Raw genomic sequence first — 20,087 nt, 5'->3', positions numbered from 1 at the left:
ATGGACAACACCCGCAACGATTCGGAGGCGCCGGTTAGGGCGAAGATGTCGGCCGATGTCGACGCCCCCGACAAGGTCGTCTACGGCCTCACCTTCCGCCAGCTCGCGATCGTCGCGGTCGCCGCGGTCGCGTTCTGCGGCCTCTACCAGAGCCTGCACCGGCTGGTGCCGCTGCCGGTCCTGATCGGCATCGGCGTGATCGGCGGCGGTCTAGCTTTCGGCCTGGCGGTCGGCCGCCGCGACGGCCTCGCCCTCGACGTGTGGCTGACCCACGCGGTGCGGCACTCGCGCGGGCCGAAAGCGCTGTCGGCCACCGACGTGTCCACCGCCGAGGTCCCCGACTGGGTCGAGGACCCTACGCCGAAGCGGGTGCCGTTGCCGGCGCCGCTTCGGCTGCCCGCGGACGCAGTCGCCGACAACGGCGACATCACCCTCGGCGCCACGACCGCGGCGGTGGTCGCGGCCAGCACCGTCAACCTGTCCCTGCGCACAAACGGGGAGAAGGCGGCGCTGATCGACGGTTTCGGCGCCTGGCTGAACTCGCTATCGGGGCCGACGCAGGTGGTCGTGTCGGCGCAGCCGCAGGACCTGGCCGCGCACGCCATCACCCTCGCGGAGGGCGCACCGGCGCTGGTGCACCCGGCGTTGGCGGCGGCGTGCGCCGACCACGCCGCGTTCCTCGCGGACCTGGCGACCCGGCGCGATCCGCTGCGCCGCCAGGTCCTCGTCGTGGCGCGCACCGCGCCCGGCGAGCGGCAGGACCACGCGGCTCGGCGGCGGGCCGAGGACACGGTGCGGCAGTTGTCCGGCCTCGGGGTCGACGCCGCGCCGCTGGACGGGGCGGCGGTCACCGCGGCACTCGCCGCCGCCGCTGACCCGTACCGGCCGCCTCGGCCGGGCGGGCTCGCCGGCCCGGCCACGACGATCACCCGTGCTCCCGGGCCGCGCCGCAAGGAGTCGGCGTGATCGGCCGCAACCGCCGGAACGCCGGCGCCGCGGTCGTGCAGGTAGGAACACTCGCCGACACGGTGGCGCCCGCCTCGGTGGAGGTGACCCCGCGGTATGTGCGCGTCGGGGACGGATTCGCGGCCACGCTGGTGGTGACCGGCTATCCGAGCGAGGTCGGGCCGGCCTGGCTGGAGCCGCTGCTGTCCTGGCGCGGCCGGCTCGACGTCGCGGTCCACATCGAGCCGGTGCCGACCCCGATCGCCGCGGACCGGCTGCGCAAGCAGCGGGCGAAGCTGGAATCCTCCCGACGCGCTGCCGCGACAGGCGGGAAGCTGTCCGACCCCTACGTCGACGCCGCGGCCGAGGACGCCACCGACCTGTCCGAGCGGCTCGCACGGGGCGCGGCCCGCCTGTTCCGCGTCGGCGTGTACCTGACCGTTCACGCCCGCAGCGAGGCGAAGCTGGTGCAGGCGTGCGCTCAGGTCAAGGCCGCCGCCGCGTCGACGTTGCTGGAGGTGCAGCCAGCGACGTGGCGGCACCTGGCCGGGTGGGCGTCCACCCTGCCGCTGGCGCATGACGGGCTGCGGATGCTGCGCACGATGGACACCCAGGCATTGGCGGCGGCGTTTCCGCTGGCGTCGCCGGACCTGCCGGCGCCGCTGCCGGGCCAGCCATCACAGACCGGCGGGGTCCTCTACGGTCTGAGCCCGGCGTCGAACGGGGTGGTGTGGTGGGACCGGTTCGCTCAGGACAACTACAACTCCATCGTGCTGGCCCGCTCCGGCGCCGGGAAGAGCTACTTCGTGAAGTTGGAAACGCTTCGCCTGCTCTATTGGGCCGTGCAGGTCGGCATCATCGACCCCGAGGACGAATACGTCCGCCTCGCGGAGGCCGTCGGCGGAACGGTGGTGCGCCTCGGCGCTGCCGGAGTGAAACTCAACCCGCTCGACCTTCCCGTCGGTGACACCCGACCCGGGGCGCTCACCCGACGCGGCATGTTCCTGCACACCCTGGTCGCGGTGCTGCTGGAGCAGACCCCACCACCGGCGCAGCGATCGGCGTTGGACCGAGCGATCTTACGGGTGTACGAAGATGCCGGCATCACCGCCGACCCGGGGACGCATCACCGGGCCGCGCCGCTGCTGGCCGACCTCGCCGCCGTCCTTGCCGCAGATGCGGACCCGGCGGGGCCGCTGCTGTCGGCCCGGCTCGCGCCGTGGGTGTCGGGCACCTTTTCGGAGGTGTTCAACGGGCCGACGACCTCGATCCCGCAAGGGCACCTGGTGGTGTGGTCGCTGCGGCAGCTTCCCGACGAGCTGCGCTCGGTCGGCACCCTCCTCGCGCTCGACTCGATCTGGCGCACCGTGGATGCCCCACCGGCCGGTGGGCCACCGCCGCGGCGGATCGTCGTCGTCGACGAGGCGTGGCTGCTGATGCGCTCAGGCGAAGGCGCACGGTTCCTGTCCCGGCTGGCCAAAGCCGGCCGCAAGCGCAACACCGGCCTGACCGTCGTCACCCAGGACGTCGCCGACGTGCTCAGCACCGATCTGGGGCAGTCCGTGGTGTCCAACGCCGCGACCCAAATCCTGCTGCACCAGGCGCCGCAGGCGATCGACGCCGTCGGCGACGCGTTCGGCCTCACCAGCGGGGAACGGCGGATGCTGCTGTCCGCCCGCCGCGGACACGGCCTGCTGATCAGCGGCGTCTCCCGGACCGCGTTCGAATCGGTGTCCTCACCGGCCGAACACATCCTGGCCGACACAACCCCGGCCGATACCTACGACGACGGCTACGAAGACCTGTAACCGTTACACCGCAACGACTTTCGCTGCTTCACCCCGAAGGCGTCCCATCCGAGCTGCACGCTCGGGCGGGGCGCCTCTTCTCATGCCCGCACCCGCGTAGAGGACATCCGTTATGAACACCCTGTGGATCGCCATTGCGTCCGCGCCGACACCGCCACCGTCGCCGCCTTCGCCTTCTACACCGGCGAGGCCGGAGCCGATCGCGCCGCCGTCGTTGGACGGTTCGTGGGCGGTGACCGCCGCGCTGTGGGTGTGGGACCGGCCGTGGCTGTTGACCGTCGTCGCCGCCGCGGCGATGTGCGTGCTGGTCGGCCGCGAGGTGCTCGCGTCGTGGCGGCACCGCCATCACGCCGCCGGTGCCCGGCTGGTGACGATCGCCCCGCCGCCGCAGGTCGAACCCGGCGCGGCGCAACAGCTGTGGGGCAACCTGTCCGGCGTGCTGGCCGGCTCCCGATGGCGGCGCCTGCTCTACGGCGTGCCGCACGTGGTGTGGCAGTACACCTGGACCGGCCGGCAGCTCCTGATCGCCGTGTGGGTGCCCGGCACCGTCGCCGCCGGCGCCCTCGAAGCCGCGATCCGCGGCGCCTGGCCCGGCGCCGCAACCACCACAACCCCTGCCACACCACCGATCGCGTACACCCCGGACTCGACCGCCGTTGGCGGGCACCTGGTACCGGCGTACGCCGAGTGGTTCCCGTTCGCCGACGACTTCACCGCCGACCCGCTGCGCGCCCTGATCGCCGCCGGCTCCCAGCTGAACGCCGACGAACGGCTGTGCGTGCAGATCCTCACCCGGCCAGCGAGCCGGCGGCGAACGCTGCGGGCGCGTAAGGCCGCCGCGCGGCTACGCGCCGGCAAGACCGGTGTGCCGACGTTCAACCCGGCCGGGTTGCTCCTGGAGTTCCTGTCCGGCCCCAGCCGCCCGACCGGCACCCGAGCGCCGGCCGCGGGCCGTGATCCGCAGACCGTCCGCGACGTCCGCGCGATCGTGGACAAGACGGCGCAGCCGCTGTGGCAGACCGCGATCCGCTACATCGTCGTCAAAACGAACGGGCGACGCTCCGGCAGCGCGGTCGGGCGGGTCCGCAACGTCGCCGATTCTGTCGCGGCGTCCTACGCCGTCTACGACGGCCGCAACCAGCTGCGGCACCGGCCCCGGATGCGCCACCCACAGGCCGTCCTCGACGGGCGGCGTCTTGGCGCCGGGTTCCTCACCAACACCAGCGAACTCGCCCGCTTCGCCGCGCTCCCGCAGGACCTGGCCGTGCCCGGCCTGGACCGGGCACGGGCCAGGTCGATGCCGGTCCCGGTCGCGGTCCCGTCCGGTGGGCGGGGACACAAGGTGCTCGGCGACGCGGAAATCGGCGGCCACGCCGTCGCCCTCGCGGTGCCGGATGCGCGCTACCACACGCACATGGTCGGCCAGACCGGCTCCGGGAAGACGACGCTGCTCGCCAACCTGATCATCGCCGACATCAAAGCCGGCCGCGGCACCGTCGTCCTGGACCCGCACGGCGACCTCGTCCTCGACGTCCTCGACCGGCTCCCCGCCGAAGTGGCCGACCGGATCGTGCTCTTCGACCCGGACCAGCCGGTCCCGCCGACCCTCAACCCGTTGCAGGGCAAGGACGCCGATCTCGTCGTGGACAACATCGTGAGCATCTTCGGTGCGATCTTCGCCAAGGCGTGGGGACCACGGATGGACGACGTCATGCGCGTTTCGTGCCTGACCCTGCTGCGCCATCCGAATGCGACCCTGCAAGGGATTCCCGCGCTGCTGACCGACCGGGCGTTCCGGGCCCGGCTGGTCGCCGACCTCGACGACCCCGATCTGAACGCTTTCTGGGTCTGGTACGACTCGATGTCCGACGGCGTCCGCGCCCAAGTCATCGGCCCGGTCCTGGCCCGGTTGCGGGCGTTCCTGTTGCGTGACTTCGTTCGTAAGACGATGCGCCACCCGGCGTCCAGCTTCGACATGGGCAAAATCCTCAACGGTGGTGTCCTGCTGGTGCGGATTCCGAAGGGCACTCTCGGGGAGGACACGTCGCGGCTGCTCGGCTCGATGATCCTGGCCCAGGTATGGCAGGCCGCCTCCGCCCGCGCGGCCGTCCCCGTCGAACGCCGCCGCGACTGCTCCATCTTCCTCGACGAATGTCAGAACTTCCTGACCCTGGCCAGTAGCTTGGACACGATGCTCGCCGAGGCCCGCAAGTACCGGCTGTCGATGACGCTGGCGCATCAGGACCTGGCGCAGTTCCCGCGCGAGCTGGTCGCGGCGGCGTCGGCGAACGCGCGGAACAAGGTGTTCTTCTCCGTCGCGCCCGAAGATGCCCGGGTCCTCGCCCGGCACACCGTGCCCGAGCTGGACGAGCATGACCTGACCCATCTCGATGCCTACACCGCGGCGGCGCGGCTCGTGGCCGGCGGTCGGCAGAGTGCGGCGTTCACGATGCGCACCAGGCCGCCGCTGCCGGTGCTCGGCCACACCGCGGAGATCCGCCAGCGCGTCGCCGAGCGCACGGAGGCGTTTCTCGCCGCGGCCGAAGCGGATGGGTTCGATCCGACCGCGCCGAACGACGCCGACCCGGCCGGTCCTGCCGAAAACCCGAAAGACGACGGCCGCCACAACGGTGCCAGCCGCCGCAGTCGCGGCTCCGGCGACCGCCTTCGTAGGCCGAAGGGCACCGGACCCTAGCCGGCCTGAGGTATCGACCTCTGTCGCGGTGGAGCCGGTGCGTTGCCCGGTTCGTTGGGGGGTTCGTTACCGGGTGCGCCCAGCGGCACCGATGCGGCCACCCCGCCCAGCGCCGTTCATCCACGTTCTGCCTGCTCAGCGCCGCTGGGCGGGTCGCTTCGGCATCGAGTGGTGCCGCGACTCCCTCCTTCGGAGGGAGTCTCCCTACCCCTTTTCCCTAGGAGCACATCCCTGTGATCGCCCGTATCCCTGCCTCCGGTCCCTCCGATCCGTTCGCCGATCTGCGTCGGCTCACCGGCCGGGATCTGCTGCTGCTGTCCTGGCTGGCCGAGCACTACGTCCTGTCCACCGAACAGATCGCCACCGCGCTGTTCCCCTCGACCCGCTCCGCGCAGAAGCGCCTCACCACCCTGCACCGCATCGGCGCGGTCTCGCGGTGGACGTTCGCGCGCACCGAGAAAACCAGCGGCTCCTACCGCTACACCCTCGGCACCCTCGGCGTACTGCTGCACCCGCACGCCTACACCGACCCTGACAACCCCGCCGCGGCACCGCCGCGCAGCCACCTCGAACGCCGCGCCCGAATACTGCGCAGCCCACGCCTGGAACACCTCCTCGGCGTGAATACGTTCTTCACCGACCTGCACGCCCGCGCCCGCACCTCCGGCGGCCGGGCAGAACTGCTGCGCTGGTGGTCGGAACAGCACGCCACTGCCGCGTTCCGGCTCCCACGCGTGGACATCCGCCCCGACGGGCACGGCATCTGGCGCGAGGGCAGCACCCACATCGGCCTGTTCCTCGAACACGACCGCGGCACCGAGGACATCGACCGGGTCCTGCGCAAGCTCGGCGCCTACGAACGCCTCGCCGCCGACGGCGGCCCCCGCTTCCCGATCCTGCTGTGGGTACCGGACCCGCGCCGGGAAACGAGCCTGCTGAACCGGCTGTCCGCCGCGCGGCTGCCGATGGCGGTAGCGACCGCCGTACACAACCGCAACCCGGCCGGACCGGTCTGGGCCCTCGCCGGCGCCAGCCGCGGCAAGCGCCTGTTCCTGTTCGAGCTGCCCAGCCAGCCCGGCAGCGGCCACATCACACACTTCGCGTAACCCGCCGCTGCTGGACAGCCGCCGATCGCGACCGCCGGCAGCCGCTGCCTTCCGTGGACAGTGAACGCCTCACTGTCCACGGAAGCCCGGGACACGCGCAGATTCCCTGGGCGCCCGATGTCCACGCAGGTCAACCCCTGTTTGAGGCGATCGCGACGGCCGGTGGCCTGGACAGCGACTGCCGCTACGGTTTCGGCTCCACACAGCACACGCAGCAGCACCACCAGGTCGGTCCCACCCTCGGACCCTTCCGCCGCACCACGGCAATCGGCACGCCCACCGCCCTCTACCGGCCGGTCGGCACCGATGTCCAGCGGCGACCCCGACGGTCGCACCACCACCCCGAACCAAACCCCATCCCCGACGCACCCACGCCCACGCGCGGGTCGTCCCACCATGCCCGGCCACCGCGCCGCACAACCCTTCTGGAGGCCCACCGATGCCGAACCCGTCGGGCACGCCGCTGAGCCGCTTCGGCCGCCGCGTCGCCGACCTGCTCCCACTTCCCACCCGAACGCCCGTGAGCCAGACCGCCTCCGACGTCGGCACCACCGACAGCCGCGACGTCCCCGTCGTCGACATCATCACGCCGACGATCCGCACGATGGTCATCGCCGTGCCGGACGAGGTCCCCAGCGACGCGCTCGCCTGCGGACACCTCGACCGCCACCTCGCGGTGACCGGCCGCCTCACGCCACGATTCTGGGCCACCCCGGCCCTGCACCGGTGGCAGCACCGCCGAATGTTCGGCCTCCGCCAAGGACGCCCGACGTACTGCGCCGGCGGACCCGTGCGGCTGCTCGACCTCGCCGGGATGCGCCACTCCGCTGCCGTGAGTGCGGGCCTGCGCCACCAGCGCTGGCACCACATCACCCGCGGCACCCGAGCGGCCACCCCGTGGCCGCAGTTCCTGCACCGCCACCACACCGACCCCCACCGCTATCCGCTGCACGTCGCACGGGCCGACTTCGAGCGTCAACCCCGTGTCCTGGCCATGCGGATGCACAACGCCGTGTCACCGCCCGCTGGACAGCTCGACATCGACGAACTCGAAGTGCTGCAAACCAGCGCCCACGCATACCGGCAATACCGCGCCGCGAGCGCGGTCACCGCCGATGCGGTCCTCACCGACGACGGCACCAGCATCGCCCCGAACAGCGACACCTTCGCCGACCGGGTCACCTACCTGCACCGCGCGGTCGACTACCTCGACTCGCTCCACGGCACGCAACGCCTGCTCGCTATCAACCTCTAACCAACCCACCGCGCGCACGCCGGGACCGCCTCACGCAGGCGGCCCCGGCCTCCGCGCGCCCGAACACCTTTCCCACGAACGGCAACCTTTCCGATCGGAGCACCGCGCTATGGCCACCCCCGGCTACGTCGGCCGGCTCAACGCCGACCACACCTTCACCGCACGGTACGTCCACTTCGACGCCACGCCGGCACGCCTGATCCCCGTCCTCGGCGGGATCTGGCACGACACCTTCGGCCGGGACACCGCCACGTTCCTCGATGTTTTGGTGCGGCACGACTGGATTGACCTGTCGCCGAACACCACCGCGGCCGGCGCTCGCCCGTTCCCCGGCGAGCAGACCGTCGACGGTGTCGGCACGGCGGCGATCGACCCCGCCACCGATCCGGTCAACGCCCCGATCGGCCACCTCGACCGGCTCGACGGCTGGGTGCTGCTGATCGACCCGGCCACCGACACCGTCACCGTCCACCACCGCGACAACGGAACCGTCCCCGCGGGCCGGCACCGCCTTGCCTGACGGCGCCCGCTCCCTGATCGCGGTCGCGGTGGCGATCCTCGCCGGCCTCGTGCTGTGCGCCGGCGCGATCGGCGCCTCCATCGGCGGTGACCTCAGCGTCCTGTGCCTTCCGGCAAACGACCCTTCGACTGCATCGACCGGACCGGTGGCGTCGTCGTCGCACGGGCCGATCGGCAACTGGAGCGCCGCGCAGGTCGCCAACGCCGCGACGATCGTCGCGGTCGGCGCACGGCTGGGTGTCCCCAGCCGAGGCCGGGTGGTCGCGGTCGCGACGGCGATGCAGGAAAGCTCGCTCACCAACCTGTCCGGCGGTGACCGGGACTCGCTCGGCCTGTTCCAGCAACGGCCGTCACAGGGCTGGGGAACGCCGGAGCAGATCCTCGACCCCGAATACGCCTCGCAGCAGTTCTACCGGCATCTGCTCGCTGTGCCGGGATGGCAGGACATGAGCGTCAACGACGCGGCGCAGGCGGTGCAGCGCTCCGCGACGCCGAATGCGTTCGGAAAGTGGGAAGCCGACGCTGTTGCCGTTGTGACAGCGGTGTCCGGCGGCGGTATCAGCGACTGCGGTGACGCGGTCGGAGTCTTCGGCTGGATCGCGCCGGTCAAAGCCGAGATCGTGTCCGGGTTCCGCACCGGCGCACGACCTAACCACCAAGGCGTCGACCTCGGTGCCGCCCGCCGGACCCCGATCCGTGCCGCGGCGGCCGGTGTTGTGTCGCGGATGCGGTGCAACGTGCCCGCCGGGCACTCGTGCGACGTGGACGGGTCACCGACCCTGGGTGGCTGCGGTTGGTACGTCGACATCACACATCCGGGAAACGTCATCACCCGCTACTGCCACATGCTCACCCGTCCCTACGTCGCCGAAGGCCAAACGGTCGCGGCCGGGCAGGTCATCGGGATCGTCGGCAGCAGCGGCAACTCCTCCGGACCACATCTGCACTTCGAGACACACCTCGGTAGTGCGGCAGCCGCCGACGCGGTAGACCCGGTGCCATTCATGAAAACCCGCGGGGCACCACTGGGTCCGTAGCGCCGTCACGGCGCAGCGATTGACCTACGGGATTTCGGCTGCCTGTCCTGGTCGTCCCGCGTCGTTCCGGCTCCGCGTTGAGGGCGGCTCTGCCGCGCGAACCTTGGTGTTTGATTCCGGGCGCGCATCGCCTCGACCAACGTGCTGCGCGGTTCGCGAGAACCCGCGTCCGCGTCCTGCGCTCCACTCACTCAGCTCCCGCCAGATGCGGGGATCGCGCACGAAGACGTCCAGCAACCAAGCGAAAGGAAGCACATTGCCAACGTTCACCATCTCCGATGTTCTGCACGCGGTTCGGCGTTTGGAGACCGCGTCCTCGGGCCGGTTGATCGGTATCGACCTGGCCGACACCTGGCGACGACCGACGGTCTCTCGTGGCGTCACCGGTTGGCCGGCGAAGTTCGCGGCGCTGGTCGCCATGGCCGACGACGGGACGATCTGTGGCGAGACGCCGAAGTATGCGGTGTTCTCCGACCAGTTCCCGGTCTGCTGGATCACCCACGACGGCGTCATCGTCACCCCGGACGGCACCGCCTTGTCGCCTATGCAGGTTCGGCACCAACGCCAGGCGATCGAGGCGCTGCGCGACCTCGCCCGCTACGCGATCGGCCGGTTGGCCGACCTGCACGCCGCGCGCAACGGCCGGCCCGACGACGTCGACAACGGCCACTGGGCCGACCGTGCCGGGGTGATCCGGGTGGCCGATCCTTCGGTCCCGGCCCGCGCGTGGTGGGTGCCGATCGACGCCGACCGCGACGAAGCTCACCGACGGGTACGCGAGGCCACCGGCGTCGACGAGCCGCTGATCCTCACCGCCTACGGCTACGGCGCCTACGGCCGCGCCTCCCACCGGCTGCACCTGGACGTGCTGTGCGCGCTCAACACCGCCGCCGACCGCCACGACGTGCCGGCCGCGGTGGTCGGTGACTGGCTCTCGTCCGAGGCCGGATTCGCCGCATCGGCCGCCGAAATCGTGTACCAGTTCGCGCAGGCGTATGTCGGCACGTTCGACCACGAGCGCCACTACACCGCCGTGCGGCTGGCCGAATCCGGCTGGGAGCAGGCGTTGCGGGACCTCGGCGCGTTCGAATTCTTCGACACCGACAAGTTCAACCGGCACCTGTTCACCTACGACGTACGCGCCATCGCCAACCCCACCGGCATGCGCGGCATCATCGTCTGCCGCCGCAGAAGCCAGTAGCGTTCTGTCCACTTAGGACTTTTGGTCCCACCTCGTGCCTACGGGCAGGCTGGGACCCGGGTCGGGGCCCAGCCTGCCCGCCGCCACGCGGCGGAGAACAGGAGACCCCCGATGGGAAAGCAGACTCCCGAGGAACGCGACGAGTTCCTCGCGGCAATCAAGCAGGACTTCGACGACCGCCTCGCGCAGATGGCCAAAGACCCCGCCCGATGGGTCGAGTTCATCGACCAGGCCGCCACGTTCGGCGCCCGCTACAGCGCCACGAACCATATGCTGCTGATGTTCCAGGCCGAAGAACGCGGGATCGAGCCGCGCTACTTCCTGCCGTACGGCAACAAACAGAAGACATCGGGCTGGCTCGCCGTCGGGCGGCAGGTTCGCGCCGGTGAGGCCGCGTTCAAGGTGTGGGCGCCGATCACCCGCCGACCGACCGAAGAAGAAGCCACCGAGTGGGAAGCCGCAGGCCGAAAGGTCAAACGCGACAGCCGGGGACGGCCAGCGGTTCAGGTCGTCGGGTTCCGGCTGATGAACACCTTCGAGCTGTCCCAAACCGACGGTGAACCGTTCGACGTGCCGACGGTGCAACGGATCCGCCGCATCAAAGCGGCGGCTGCCACACCGGCGTTGCTGACCGGTGACGACCCGACCGGCGCCTACGACGACGTCGTCGACCTGATCGAAGCGGCCGGGTACAGCTTCGCGCTCGTCCCGCCCCGCACCGGATATCTACGGGGCGCGAACGGGGTGACCGTTACCGGCCCAGGGCTGCGGGTCGTGCAGGTCCGCGACGACGTCGACGCCCCGCAAAGGCTCAAGACGACCGTTCACGAACTGGCCCACATCCGTTGCGGCCACACCGATTCCGACGGCGATCTGCACCGCGGGCGGATGGAAACCGAAGCCGAAAGCGTCGCACACCTCGTGTGTCGGGCGCTCGGGCTCGACAGCCGCGCCTACAGCGACGCCTACGTGTTCGGCTGGGCCGACGGCGACCTCGACCTGATCAAAGCCTGCGCCGAAACGGTCCTGCGGGTCTCCAAGCAGATCCTCACCGACCTCACCCCAGCCGACACCGACGCCGGAACCGGGGAGGTGGACGGCTTTCCCGCCGCGGCATAGCGCCCGCTCCCACCACCGCCGCATCGACCGCGCAGCGCCCGCGTACCGCGGACCACCTCGTCCGGCGAACACGGCGGTACCCGACCTTACGACCGCGACGGCCGGAACTCGCAGGCCGCCGCCCTTGGCCGGGCGGCGGCCTCCCCATTTCCAGGAGGACCTTCATGAGCAACGATCCTTTTGCCGGCCCTGGGCAGCCGCCTGCTGACCTGAGCTATCTGCACCCCGACAACGTGCGCATCGGCAGCATCGCCGTGTTCGCCGGCGATTGGGCCTGGACCGGCCAGCCACCCCGCATCCCCGTCGGTTTCGTCGGCACCCTCATCGACTACTGGAACGGCTTCGCGGTATGGCTGTGCGGACGCGAGGTCGCCGAAGCCGTTGTCGCCGACCAGCAGCGGCTACGCGACGCCGAACGTGTCCGTCTGGCCGAGGAGGGCGGCGGGCACGGATCTCGACCGCGCCGTGGACGAACGCTTCCCGCCGTTGTGGTTCGACGGTGATGACCTCGTCTGCGACGAAACCGTGCTCTACGGCGAACCCGCCATCGGCCGGCAAAGCCCCAGACGAGATGGCCGGTACTGCCCGATGGGGTTCCGCTGGACGTGGAGCATCGTCGACCCGGCAGACTGCGACCGCATCGTCGGCGACCTTCCCGCCCGAGGTGAGCACCGCGAATACGTGCTGGCCACCCTCCAGCCGCTGCGCATGCCACACGACCGGCTCGCTGTCACCGCGCTCACCCGGATCGGCGACGGCACCGCCTACACCGCCGCCCTGTGCCTCGACGGGCAGCCGGTCGGCACGATCGCGCGCACCCACGACCGCACAACGGTCTTCCGGCCAGCCGGTCTCGGATTCGGCCTCCCGGAGCTGGAGCGCTTCGTCGCTGCCTGCCGGTGGCGTGGCCGCGAGGTCACCACGCCGGAGGTGCTGGAGGCGTTGAAGACCGAGTACGAGATCGCCGCCCGAAGCGCCGCCGCAGCGGCCCAGGGCACTATGCCGGTCCTATTGCGCGACGACGACGAGCACCCGGTCTCCACCGCCTACCGGGTCGACACCGCCCGGCTGGCCGACCACCCCGCACACGAGCTGGCGGCGCAGCTGACCGCCGCCGCAGCAGACCAGCACCCCCACCTGGAGCACTTCGTCTGGCAGGTCTGGACACGTGGCCGGTGGCGGCTCATCGGCATCGTCGACGTGCCGCGCGACGGCACCCAGGCGGGTGACCGATGAGCGCGCACACCGGAGACGCTGCACCCGTGATCGAGCGGTGGATCTACGGCGGGCTGCGCCTCAACGGCACCAAGCAGGTCCACGCCTGGCTGCCCGAACCGCCGGCGAACACCCCGCTCGGCGAAGAGCTCTGGTACGGGCACCGGGGCAGGTGGGTCGTCGGCGGCATCTACCAGGCCAACGTCGCGCGGCACGAGCAGCGTGTGAGTCTGCACGGCAGACCCAGCCGGTGGTTGCAGCGCTACGAGGACCGGACGGCGGTCGGCCGCTGGGAGGTCCTCGACCGGCAGGCCCGGGACACGGTCGCCCAGCTCGCGCTGGAACGCCGGGCCGCGAAAGACACCGCCCTGGCCGAGGCGTTGGCACCGCTGCTGGCCATCGCGGCCACGCTGCGAACCGGCGAGCAACGGCGGGCGTTGCTGGCCTACGTCACCGCACAGGTCTACGCGGCACGGGCGCGCCGCGGATGACGGTCACGATCCGGCTGAGCGTCGACACCGACCTCCACAGCCTGGCCAAAGTCCTCACCATCGTGGACCTGCCAGAACGGCCGCGACTGTCGCAGGTGCGGGCCGCGGCCGGCGCCGTCCTGACCCGCGACGGCCTGCACGGTGCGCTGCGCCGCTATCACCGGACGCAGCACGAACTCACCGACGCCGACGACGTCCGCGACCACGAGACCCGTCTCGCCTGGTGCCGCGCCCTCGCCGCGCAGGCGTTCCGGCCACCCCGACCCCGCCGTCGACCGCCACGGCCGACACCGCTCGGGCGGCCCCTGATCGACGTCCTCGACCGCGAACCGTTCCCGGATCGCGGCTGCCACACCTGACATCCAACCCAACCGTTCGAACGGCCCTGGACCACAAGCGGTCCAGGGCCGTTCCCGTTTCTACGAAAGGCCAGCAGATGACCGGAGTTCCCAACGTGCCGCTGCACCTCGCCGGCAGGCCCACTGTCGGTGGACTTGTCGTTCCGTGGATCACCCCGACCACCGTGGCCGGGCTGCATCTGTTCGGGAAGATCACCGCCATAGTCCAGCGTCGGTGCCTGGCCGAACGGCGCTGCCAAGTCTGCGGGCAACGGCTCGGCGACCTGGCGGTGTTGTTCGCCAGGGACAGCGACCTGACGTACCAGTGCGCGCCGGAGCCGGCGACGTGTCCGCCGTGCCACGCCTACAGCGCCCGTGCGTGCCCAATGCTGTCGGGTCGGCGCAGCCACTACCGCGCCGGTGAACACCCTGCGTTGGCCGGGACGGTGTCCGATGACGCGCACCTGCGGCAGGGCGCACCGGCCGAGCTGTGGTCAGCGGTCTGGGTCCGTGAGTACGACGTGACCGTCCATCCCGCCGTGTCCGGCGCACTCGTCGCGTCGTGGGCCGTGCATCCACCCGCGCGGATCCGCCGCCTGCCCGCTGCCGGCTGATTCCGCACGGTCACGACCCGAACCACGCCGTCGCATCACACGGCCGAGCCCGGCCCGCATCGCGAAGTCCGGCACAGCAAGCGGCCATGCCCGGATCCGTTGGCCGTGGCCTGCCGCCGACCAGTCCGTCCAACGAAGTACCAGGGGGTAACAACATCGTGGCCCTACACCATCTACCAAAGCCGGGGAAGGCAGTGGCGTTCGATCCGGCGGCCACGCGAGCGTGGCTGCAACGTCCGAGCCGGAACAACGCGGACATCACCAGAGCGCAAGCCATCGGCGTCCTCGACGACCTGTCCTACAACGACACGACGTATCCGACCGTCGTCGAGATCGTGCTGATGACACAGCCGGAGGCGCTGCTCCTGGGCGAGGGCATCGCCGCAGTCCTGCTGTGGCCGGTGCGTGCCGAGCATGTGCCCGACGATGCGGCTCTGGTCACCGTTGATGTCAAGAAGGGCATCAGGCTGTCCAGCCGGATCCAGTACCTCAGCGACTCCGGGCGCAGCAACCGGGGCATTGCGGCAGTCCTTTCAGGGCTGGCACACATCGCCGAACAGGCATGCGGCCTCATCGCCGACTACGAGGCCGCGAACCCGCAGTTCCGTGCCGAACAGACCCAGCCCTGATCTGCCCGACCACCGGCCATCAGGAACCGGCTTGCCCACGTACCGACACCCCAAGGGCTTCCCGGAGGTGCGATGCGCGGCACGCGACGTCACCGATGTCCAAGGACCACCGAAATCCGATCTTCAACCGGAAGGAACATTCCGTGAACGACACCGATCGCCCCGTCATCCGGATCAGCAACCCCAACGACCTGCTCGGGCTGATCCCGTACATCCTCGGATTCGAACCGGCAGACAGCCTGATCCTGATCGGCGTGCACCACGGCAGCATTGCCGTCAGCGGCCGGCTGGACCTCCCCGACGCGAACGCGCCGGACCCGCTGCACGACACCGCCGCAGCACTCCTGACCCGGCGACTGATCGAAGCCGGAGCTGGGATGCGTGTACTCGCCGTTGGATACGGCACCGCAGAGCCAGTCGAGCCGGCGATCACGACGGCTGTCGCCCAGCTCGAAGACGCCGGTATCCCGACCGACGTGGCGTTGCGGGTCACCGACGGCAGGTTCTGGGCGCTGCACGAGCCGACGTGGCCCGCCGACGGTGTCCCGTTCGACCCGAGCGCCAGCGCGGCGGCGGCCAGCGCCGTCTACGCCGGTCTGGTCGCCCTGCCCAGCCGCGACAGCATCGCGGAAAGCCTCGCCCCGGTAACCGGCGCGGCCCGGGACCGGATGACCGAGGCCACCGGCGCCGCCTGCACCATGCTCCTGGACATCCTCGGCGCCACCGACGACCGCACCGACGACGAGGTTCTGGACACCCCCGAATGGCGCAACGTGCTCACCGCCGGCCGTAACTGCCTCGCCAGCGCCGCCGAGAAGTACCGCAACGCAACTGCCGTCGATGACGACCACGCCGCGCTGCTCACCGTGCTCCTGGCGCTGAAACCGTTACGCGACAACGCCATCCGCGCCACGACCGCCGACGCGTGGCAGATCACCATGTGGAGCGACCTGGTCCGCCGGGCCGAACCCGCGTTCGTCACCAACCCGGCCGTCCTACTGACCCTGTGCGCCCTGCAATCCGGCAACGGCGTTCTCGCCAACGTCGCCGTCGACCGCGCAGTCCGCAGTAATCCGGACGACCGGTTCGCCGGTCTTCTCGCCCACGCCGTCGTGGCCGGCATCGATCCGCAGACCGTCAAGGCGTTCGTCACGAAGTAGGTCCGACCGCGGCGCGAGCGGTTGCGTCGCAACGTCATGCGCCCCACCTGACCGTATCTCTCAGCAGCAGGCACTTCTTGGCCGTTGCCCGGCCACCCTCTCGTGCATTTGCGCGCACCCCGGGCGCGGCTGCCAGGCCGGGCCCGGGATCTGTCTTCGAACGGAGTCCCGACATGGCGATCCAACCCCCACACCTTCCACCAGCCCGTCCGAACGGGCCAGACGCGGCTGACACCTCTGGAATCGCGGCAGACGCGGCGATGGCAGTGCACCGGCTGTGCGTGTTCGAACTTGACCTGAACTGTGGGCACTGCGTCACGGTCAGCCTCGACGGCTGGTACCCGGTCACCGTGTCCTGCTGCGACCGGCTCGGCGGCACCTGGCTCAGCAGAACCTTCTACCCGATCGCGTCCGGCGTCGACTACGTGCGATGCCTGTCCGAACGCTACGAGAACCGACCCGACGGCACACCCCAGGACCCGCTCGTACTGCTGCACCGACGAGACCGCACCGACAGCCCACGCATCCCACAGCAGCCGTGGCAGATCGGCACCGCCGGCCGGTTCCCCGCCTGGATCGGCGCCGCCAGCGGCTCCCTGACGACACCTTCGAAGGCGTCATGACCGGCCCCGTTTCCGACGTCGCTGAGATCTTCGGCAGCCTGCCCGGTGGCCTCCCGGCCGTGTGGCTGCCCAGCGATGCCGCGACCGGTGTTCTCGTCGGCGCCACCAGCACCGGGCACATCGAGGTCGCCGCCCGCGGCGTCGTCCTGCCGGTCGAACCCGACACCCCCGCGACCCTGATCACCGATCCGGCCCAGCGCGCCCAAGCGTTGACGGACGCGTTCGCCGGGACACGGAGAATCTACCTGTGGCACCTCGGCCAGCAACGCCGCTCCCAAAACGCTGCGGCGAGCGCCCGCACCGCACGAGAACGACTCGCCGCCGACGTCCGCGAACTTCTCGACGACCTCGTCCACACCGGCCACATCGAGCGCCACCAGATACCCGGCTTCCTCAACGACGCACTGCACACCACCGACGGCGACCCGACCCCGTACGGCAGCAGGGACCGGGACATCGCTGACGCCTACCGCCGGTACCGGGCCTACTTTCCCAGCGGTACGCGCGCGTTGCTGCACCTGTGCAACGAGGAAGGGATAGCCGTCGCCTACCTCGACCGGCAGGCGATCGAGGCCGAACGCGGCGGCCCGCTCACCGACCGGCAGTGGCACGACCTGCGCTCCCACCTCGACGCCTACGGCAGCGGCGTGTCCGCCGGGATGACCAACGCCGAGTTCCTCGACCACGTCTTCCACGACGCACGCATCCCACGACATCCAGCCGAGACCACACCGGACCGCAGTCCCTGACCTGCGTCTCGACCCCCGTCCCGGGGCACAAGCTCCTCGACCAGCATCCCGCTCGACGGGCGCCGCAGCTTCCTGCGCCCCGACAGGGGCGCGCAACGCTGCGGTGCCCGTCCACATCGGACGGACGACGCCATAGACCCACCACACACGCCCGCGTCGGCACCACCGCGCACGCGACCGCGCCTCGACCCGCCTGCGCCGGCCGAGGCAACCCTGAACCCCTCGCGAACCTCAGCCGACCGACGGCCGCAACGGCTAGCGGTATCGCGATGATCGATTCCTTCCGCCAGCGGCACGTCCAGCTCCTGCATGGACCGGTCGGCCCACGCGCGCCACCGCCTGAGCGATAACGGACCGCCGAGCACCACTGATCAACACCGACATACCCATTCGTTCTTTCGCCCACAGGGCAGACAGGAGGCGCCTCAACAAACTTCCGAGCGGAACCGCGCCTCCGTTTGCCTCATCCTTTCTGGAGGCGTGGCCATGCCACACAGCATCGGCGTCGCGGAACCCACCGACGCCCACCAGCACACCAACCGAATCGACGCCGCACACCACAGCCAGACGTGCGCCTATTGCGCCCCGGCCAGCGTCAGCGAAACTCCGTCCCAGGTCGAACTCAACTGCGACCGGTGCCACCAAGACGTCGCCAGCAACGACACCATCGAGACCGTTCGCGGCTCGACCATCTGCAACGACTGCCGTAGCTCCTACCGGCAGTGCGAAGGGTGCGACGGCTGGAACCCCATCGAGCGCAGGTGCGCCAACGGCTGCTGCGACCCGTACGACTGCGACTGCTCCGACTGCCGCCCCGACGACGATGACGATGACGACGAGGACAGTGGCGGGCTGGTCCACGACTACGACTACAAGCCGTACCCCGACTTCTACGGCACCGGCCCGCTGTTCCTCGGCCTGGAAGTCGAGATCGAAACCCCGTACGACGACGGAGACTGCGCCTCCGAAGCCATCGACCAGCTCGGCGGCGTCGGCTACCTGAAGAACGACTCCTCGATCGGGCACGGCTTCGAACTCGTCACCCACCCGATGTCCTACCAGTGGGCCATCGCCAACTTCCCGTGGCGCCTGTTCCCCCGACTCGACAAGTACGGCTGCGGCACCTCGGACAGCACCGGCATGCACGTGCATGTATCCCGGGCGGCGTTCACCTCACCGTGCCACGCCTACCGGTGGCTGAAGTTCATCTACCGCAACGAACACCCGATCACGCTGCTCGCCGGTCGCAGCTCCGAGCAGTGGGCGGCGTTCACCGACGACGACCGCCGCGCGGTCAAGGACTACGCCAAAGGCGCCGTCGGCGCACGCTACCGCGCGGTCAACACCGGCAACAGCGACACCTTCGAGCTACGGATCTTCGCCAGCACCCTCGACCCGCTCCAGATCCAGGCCGCGCTCGGCTTCGCCGCCGCATCCGTGGAATACACCGGCGAACTGACCTACCAGACGATCGCCCACGACGGCGGCTGGACCTGGCCGGCCTTCGTCGACTGGGTCAACGCCCGCGCGGACTACGCCCCGCTGGCACAGCAGATGGAGGCACTGACATGTGCCTGCTGACCTTCTACCCCGACGGCGTCCTACCCGACATCGCCGCCCTCCACAACGGCGCCGCAGGGAACCCGGACGGGCACGGCTTCGCGATCGTCGCCGACAACGAACTCATCGTCCAGCGCGGCATGGACGCCGAGGACATGATCCTCGCCTTCGACGACGCCCGCCGCAGGCACCCGGACGGGCCGGCGCTATTCCACTCCCGCTACACCACCCACGGCCGCACCGCGGTCGACAACTGCCACCCGTTCCCCGTCGCCGGAGACGGCCGAACGGTGCTGGCCCACAACGGCGTCCTACCTGCCAACGTGCAACCCGGCAAGGGCGACCTCCGCTCCGACACCCGCATCGCCGCCGAGGACTACCTGCAAGGATTCGGCTCCCTACGGCTTCGCCGCACCCGGCAACGGCTGGAGAAATGGATGACCCCGCACAACAAGATGGTCATCCTCACCGTCGACCGCCGGTTCAAGGACAACGCCTACATCCTCAACGAAGACGCCGGCATCTGGAACGGCGGAATCTGGTACTCCAACGACGGCTACCTCCTCGACGACTGGGCCCACTACTACGGCTGGGACGACGAACGGCTCCTCATCGGCGACGGACGCGCAGAATGCGTGCACTGCCGGACACAAGTCGACACCCTCGCCCGCGACTGCTGGTGCTGCGGCATGTGCTTCGACTGCGACAACCCAGACGGCACATGCCAGTGCTTCAACCCGACCCTGCCGATGAGGCCCCTGAGTATGCGTACGTAGCCGGGGGCGGCCGCGCGGACAACCGGTGGCGACCGCTCCTCGACGGCTGCGGCATGAGCCCGCACACGGACGTTCTGCTTCCCGCCAACCGTTGTCGACGGCCCGAGCGGGGCACGGCGGATCCTCCTGGGATCTTCCGTGCCCTGCTCGGGCCGCAGAATAGGGCCATCGTGGCGGCGGGAACCGCTACAGAGCAAGAAGATAGGCCTTTTTCGTGTTCAGGACCTGATCGCCATCGTCACCCGGG

At 70.4% G+C, this 20,087-nt stretch carries 20 protein-coding genes; all 20 read left to right on the top strand.

Translation table 11 applies throughout. The features are described from left to right. Window positions 1-966 (top strand): PrgI family protein, encoded by a 966-nt coding sequence (locus Val02_RS31355; RefSeq protein WP_239153472.1) that lies wholly within the window; start codon window positions 1-3, stop codon window positions 964-966. Window positions 967-1,001: 35 nt separating this feature from the next. Continuing rightward, the gene (locus Val02_RS31350) at window positions 1,002-2,753 is read left to right on the top strand and encodes a VirB4 family type IV secretion system protein (protein WP_203902887.1); all 1,752 of its coding nucleotides are present in this window, start codon (window positions 1,002-1,004) and stop codon (window positions 2,751-2,753) included. Window positions 2,754-2,865: 112 nt separating this feature from the next. Then, the gene (locus Val02_RS31345; RefSeq protein ID WP_203902860.1) at window positions 2,866-5,448 is read left to right on the top strand and encodes a type IV secretion system DNA-binding domain-containing protein; all 2,583 of its coding nucleotides are present in this window, start codon (window positions 2,866-2,868) and stop codon (window positions 5,446-5,448) included. 233 nt (window positions 5,449-5,681) lie between these two features. Next, the gene (locus Val02_RS31340; RefSeq protein WP_239153471.1) at window positions 5,682-6,554 is read left to right on the top strand and encodes a replication-relaxation family protein; all 873 of its coding nucleotides are present in this window, start codon (window positions 5,682-5,684) and stop codon (window positions 6,552-6,554) included. A 439-nt stretch (window positions 6,555-6,993) separates the two neighbouring features. After that, on the top strand, window positions 6,994-7,809 hold the full coding sequence (locus Val02_RS31335) for a hypothetical protein (RefSeq protein ID WP_203902859.1): 816 nt from the start codon (window positions 6,994-6,996) through the stop codon (window positions 7,807-7,809). A 109-nt stretch (window positions 7,810-7,918) separates the two neighbouring features. Continuing rightward, on the top strand, window positions 7,919-8,329 hold the full coding sequence (locus Val02_RS31330) for a hypothetical protein (RefSeq protein WP_203902858.1): 411 nt from the start codon (window positions 7,919-7,921) through the stop codon (window positions 8,327-8,329). A gap of 28 nt (window positions 8,330-8,357) precedes the next feature. Further along, window positions 8,358-9,365 (top strand): M23 family metallopeptidase, encoded by a 1,008-nt coding sequence (locus Val02_RS31325; RefSeq protein ID WP_239153470.1) that lies wholly within the window; start codon window positions 8,358-8,360, stop codon window positions 9,363-9,365. A 256-nt stretch (window positions 9,366-9,621) separates the two neighbouring features. After that, window positions 9,622-10,566 (top strand): hypothetical protein, encoded by a 945-nt coding sequence (locus tag Val02_RS31320; protein ID WP_203902856.1) that lies wholly within the window; start codon window positions 9,622-9,624, stop codon window positions 10,564-10,566. 189 nt (window positions 10,567-10,755) lie between these two features. Beyond that, window positions 10,756-11,685, top strand: coding sequence for an ArdC-like ssDNA-binding domain-containing protein (locus Val02_RS31315; RefSeq protein ID WP_203902855.1), 930 nt, complete (start codon window positions 10,756-10,758; stop codon window positions 11,683-11,685). 164 nt (window positions 11,686-11,849) lie between these two features. Continuing rightward, on the top strand, window positions 11,850-12,188 hold the full coding sequence (locus Val02_RS31310) for a hypothetical protein (RefSeq protein WP_203902854.1): 339 nt from the start codon (window positions 11,850-11,852) through the stop codon (window positions 12,186-12,188). After that, on the top strand, window positions 12,151-12,921 hold the full coding sequence (locus Val02_RS31305) for a hypothetical protein (protein ID WP_203902853.1): 771 nt from the start codon (window positions 12,151-12,153) through the stop codon (window positions 12,919-12,921). The genes Val02_RS31310 and Val02_RS31305 overlap by 38 nt, the downstream gene beginning before the upstream one ends. A gap of 26 nt (window positions 12,922-12,947) precedes the next feature. Further along, entirely contained in the window at window positions 12,948-13,391 is a 444-nt protein-coding gene (locus Val02_RS31300; protein ID WP_203902852.1) for a hypothetical protein, read from the top strand. Continuing rightward, complete coding sequence (locus Val02_RS31295) at window positions 13,388-13,750, top strand: hypothetical protein (protein WP_203902851.1); 363 nt, start codon at window positions 13,388-13,390, stop codon at window positions 13,748-13,750. The genes Val02_RS31300 and Val02_RS31295 overlap by 4 nt, the downstream gene beginning before the upstream one ends. 77 nt (window positions 13,751-13,827) lie before the next feature. Continuing rightward, on the top strand, window positions 13,828-14,343 hold the full coding sequence (locus Val02_RS31290; protein WP_203902850.1) for a hypothetical protein: 516 nt from the start codon (window positions 13,828-13,830) through the stop codon (window positions 14,341-14,343). A 194-nt stretch (window positions 14,344-14,537) separates the two neighbouring features. Further along, window positions 14,538-14,972: a hypothetical protein gene (locus Val02_RS31285; protein WP_203902849.1), complete on the top strand. Its 435-nt coding sequence runs from the start codon at window positions 14,538-14,540 to the stop codon at window positions 14,970-14,972. Between the two features lie 143 nt (window positions 14,973-15,115). Next, the gene (locus Val02_RS31280; protein WP_203902848.1) at window positions 15,116-16,132 is read left to right on the top strand and encodes a DUF4192 domain-containing protein; all 1,017 of its coding nucleotides are present in this window, start codon (window positions 15,116-15,118) and stop codon (window positions 16,130-16,132) included. A gap of 281 nt (window positions 16,133-16,413) precedes the next feature. Beyond that, the gene (locus Val02_RS31275) at window positions 16,414-16,755 is read left to right on the top strand and encodes a hypothetical protein (protein WP_203902847.1); all 342 of its coding nucleotides are present in this window, start codon (window positions 16,414-16,416) and stop codon (window positions 16,753-16,755) included. Then, a complete protein-coding gene (locus Val02_RS31270; RefSeq protein WP_203902846.1) occupies window positions 16,752-17,504 on the top strand; it encodes a hypothetical protein in 753 nt (250 codons plus the stop codon). The genes Val02_RS31275 and Val02_RS31270 overlap by 4 nt, the downstream gene beginning before the upstream one ends. 486 nt (window positions 17,505-17,990) lie before the next feature. Continuing rightward, entirely contained in the window at window positions 17,991-19,085 is a 1,095-nt protein-coding gene (locus Val02_RS31265) for a hypothetical protein (protein WP_203902845.1), read from the top strand. After that, on the top strand, window positions 19,073-19,840 hold the full coding sequence (locus Val02_RS31260) for a class II glutamine amidotransferase (RefSeq protein WP_203902844.1): 768 nt from the start codon (window positions 19,073-19,075) through the stop codon (window positions 19,838-19,840). The genes Val02_RS31265 and Val02_RS31260 overlap by 13 nt, the downstream gene beginning before the upstream one ends. Window positions 19,841-20,087 lie beyond the last annotated feature (247 nt).

The organism is Virgisporangium aliadipatigenens, assembly GCF_016863615.1.
GTDB classification, from domain to species: domain Bacteria; phylum Actinomycetota; class Actinomycetes; order Mycobacteriales; family Micromonosporaceae; genus Virgisporangium; species Virgisporangium aliadipatigenens.
Note: the sequence above shows the minus strand (reverse complement) of the source record. Positions and strands in the feature narration are given on the sequence as shown.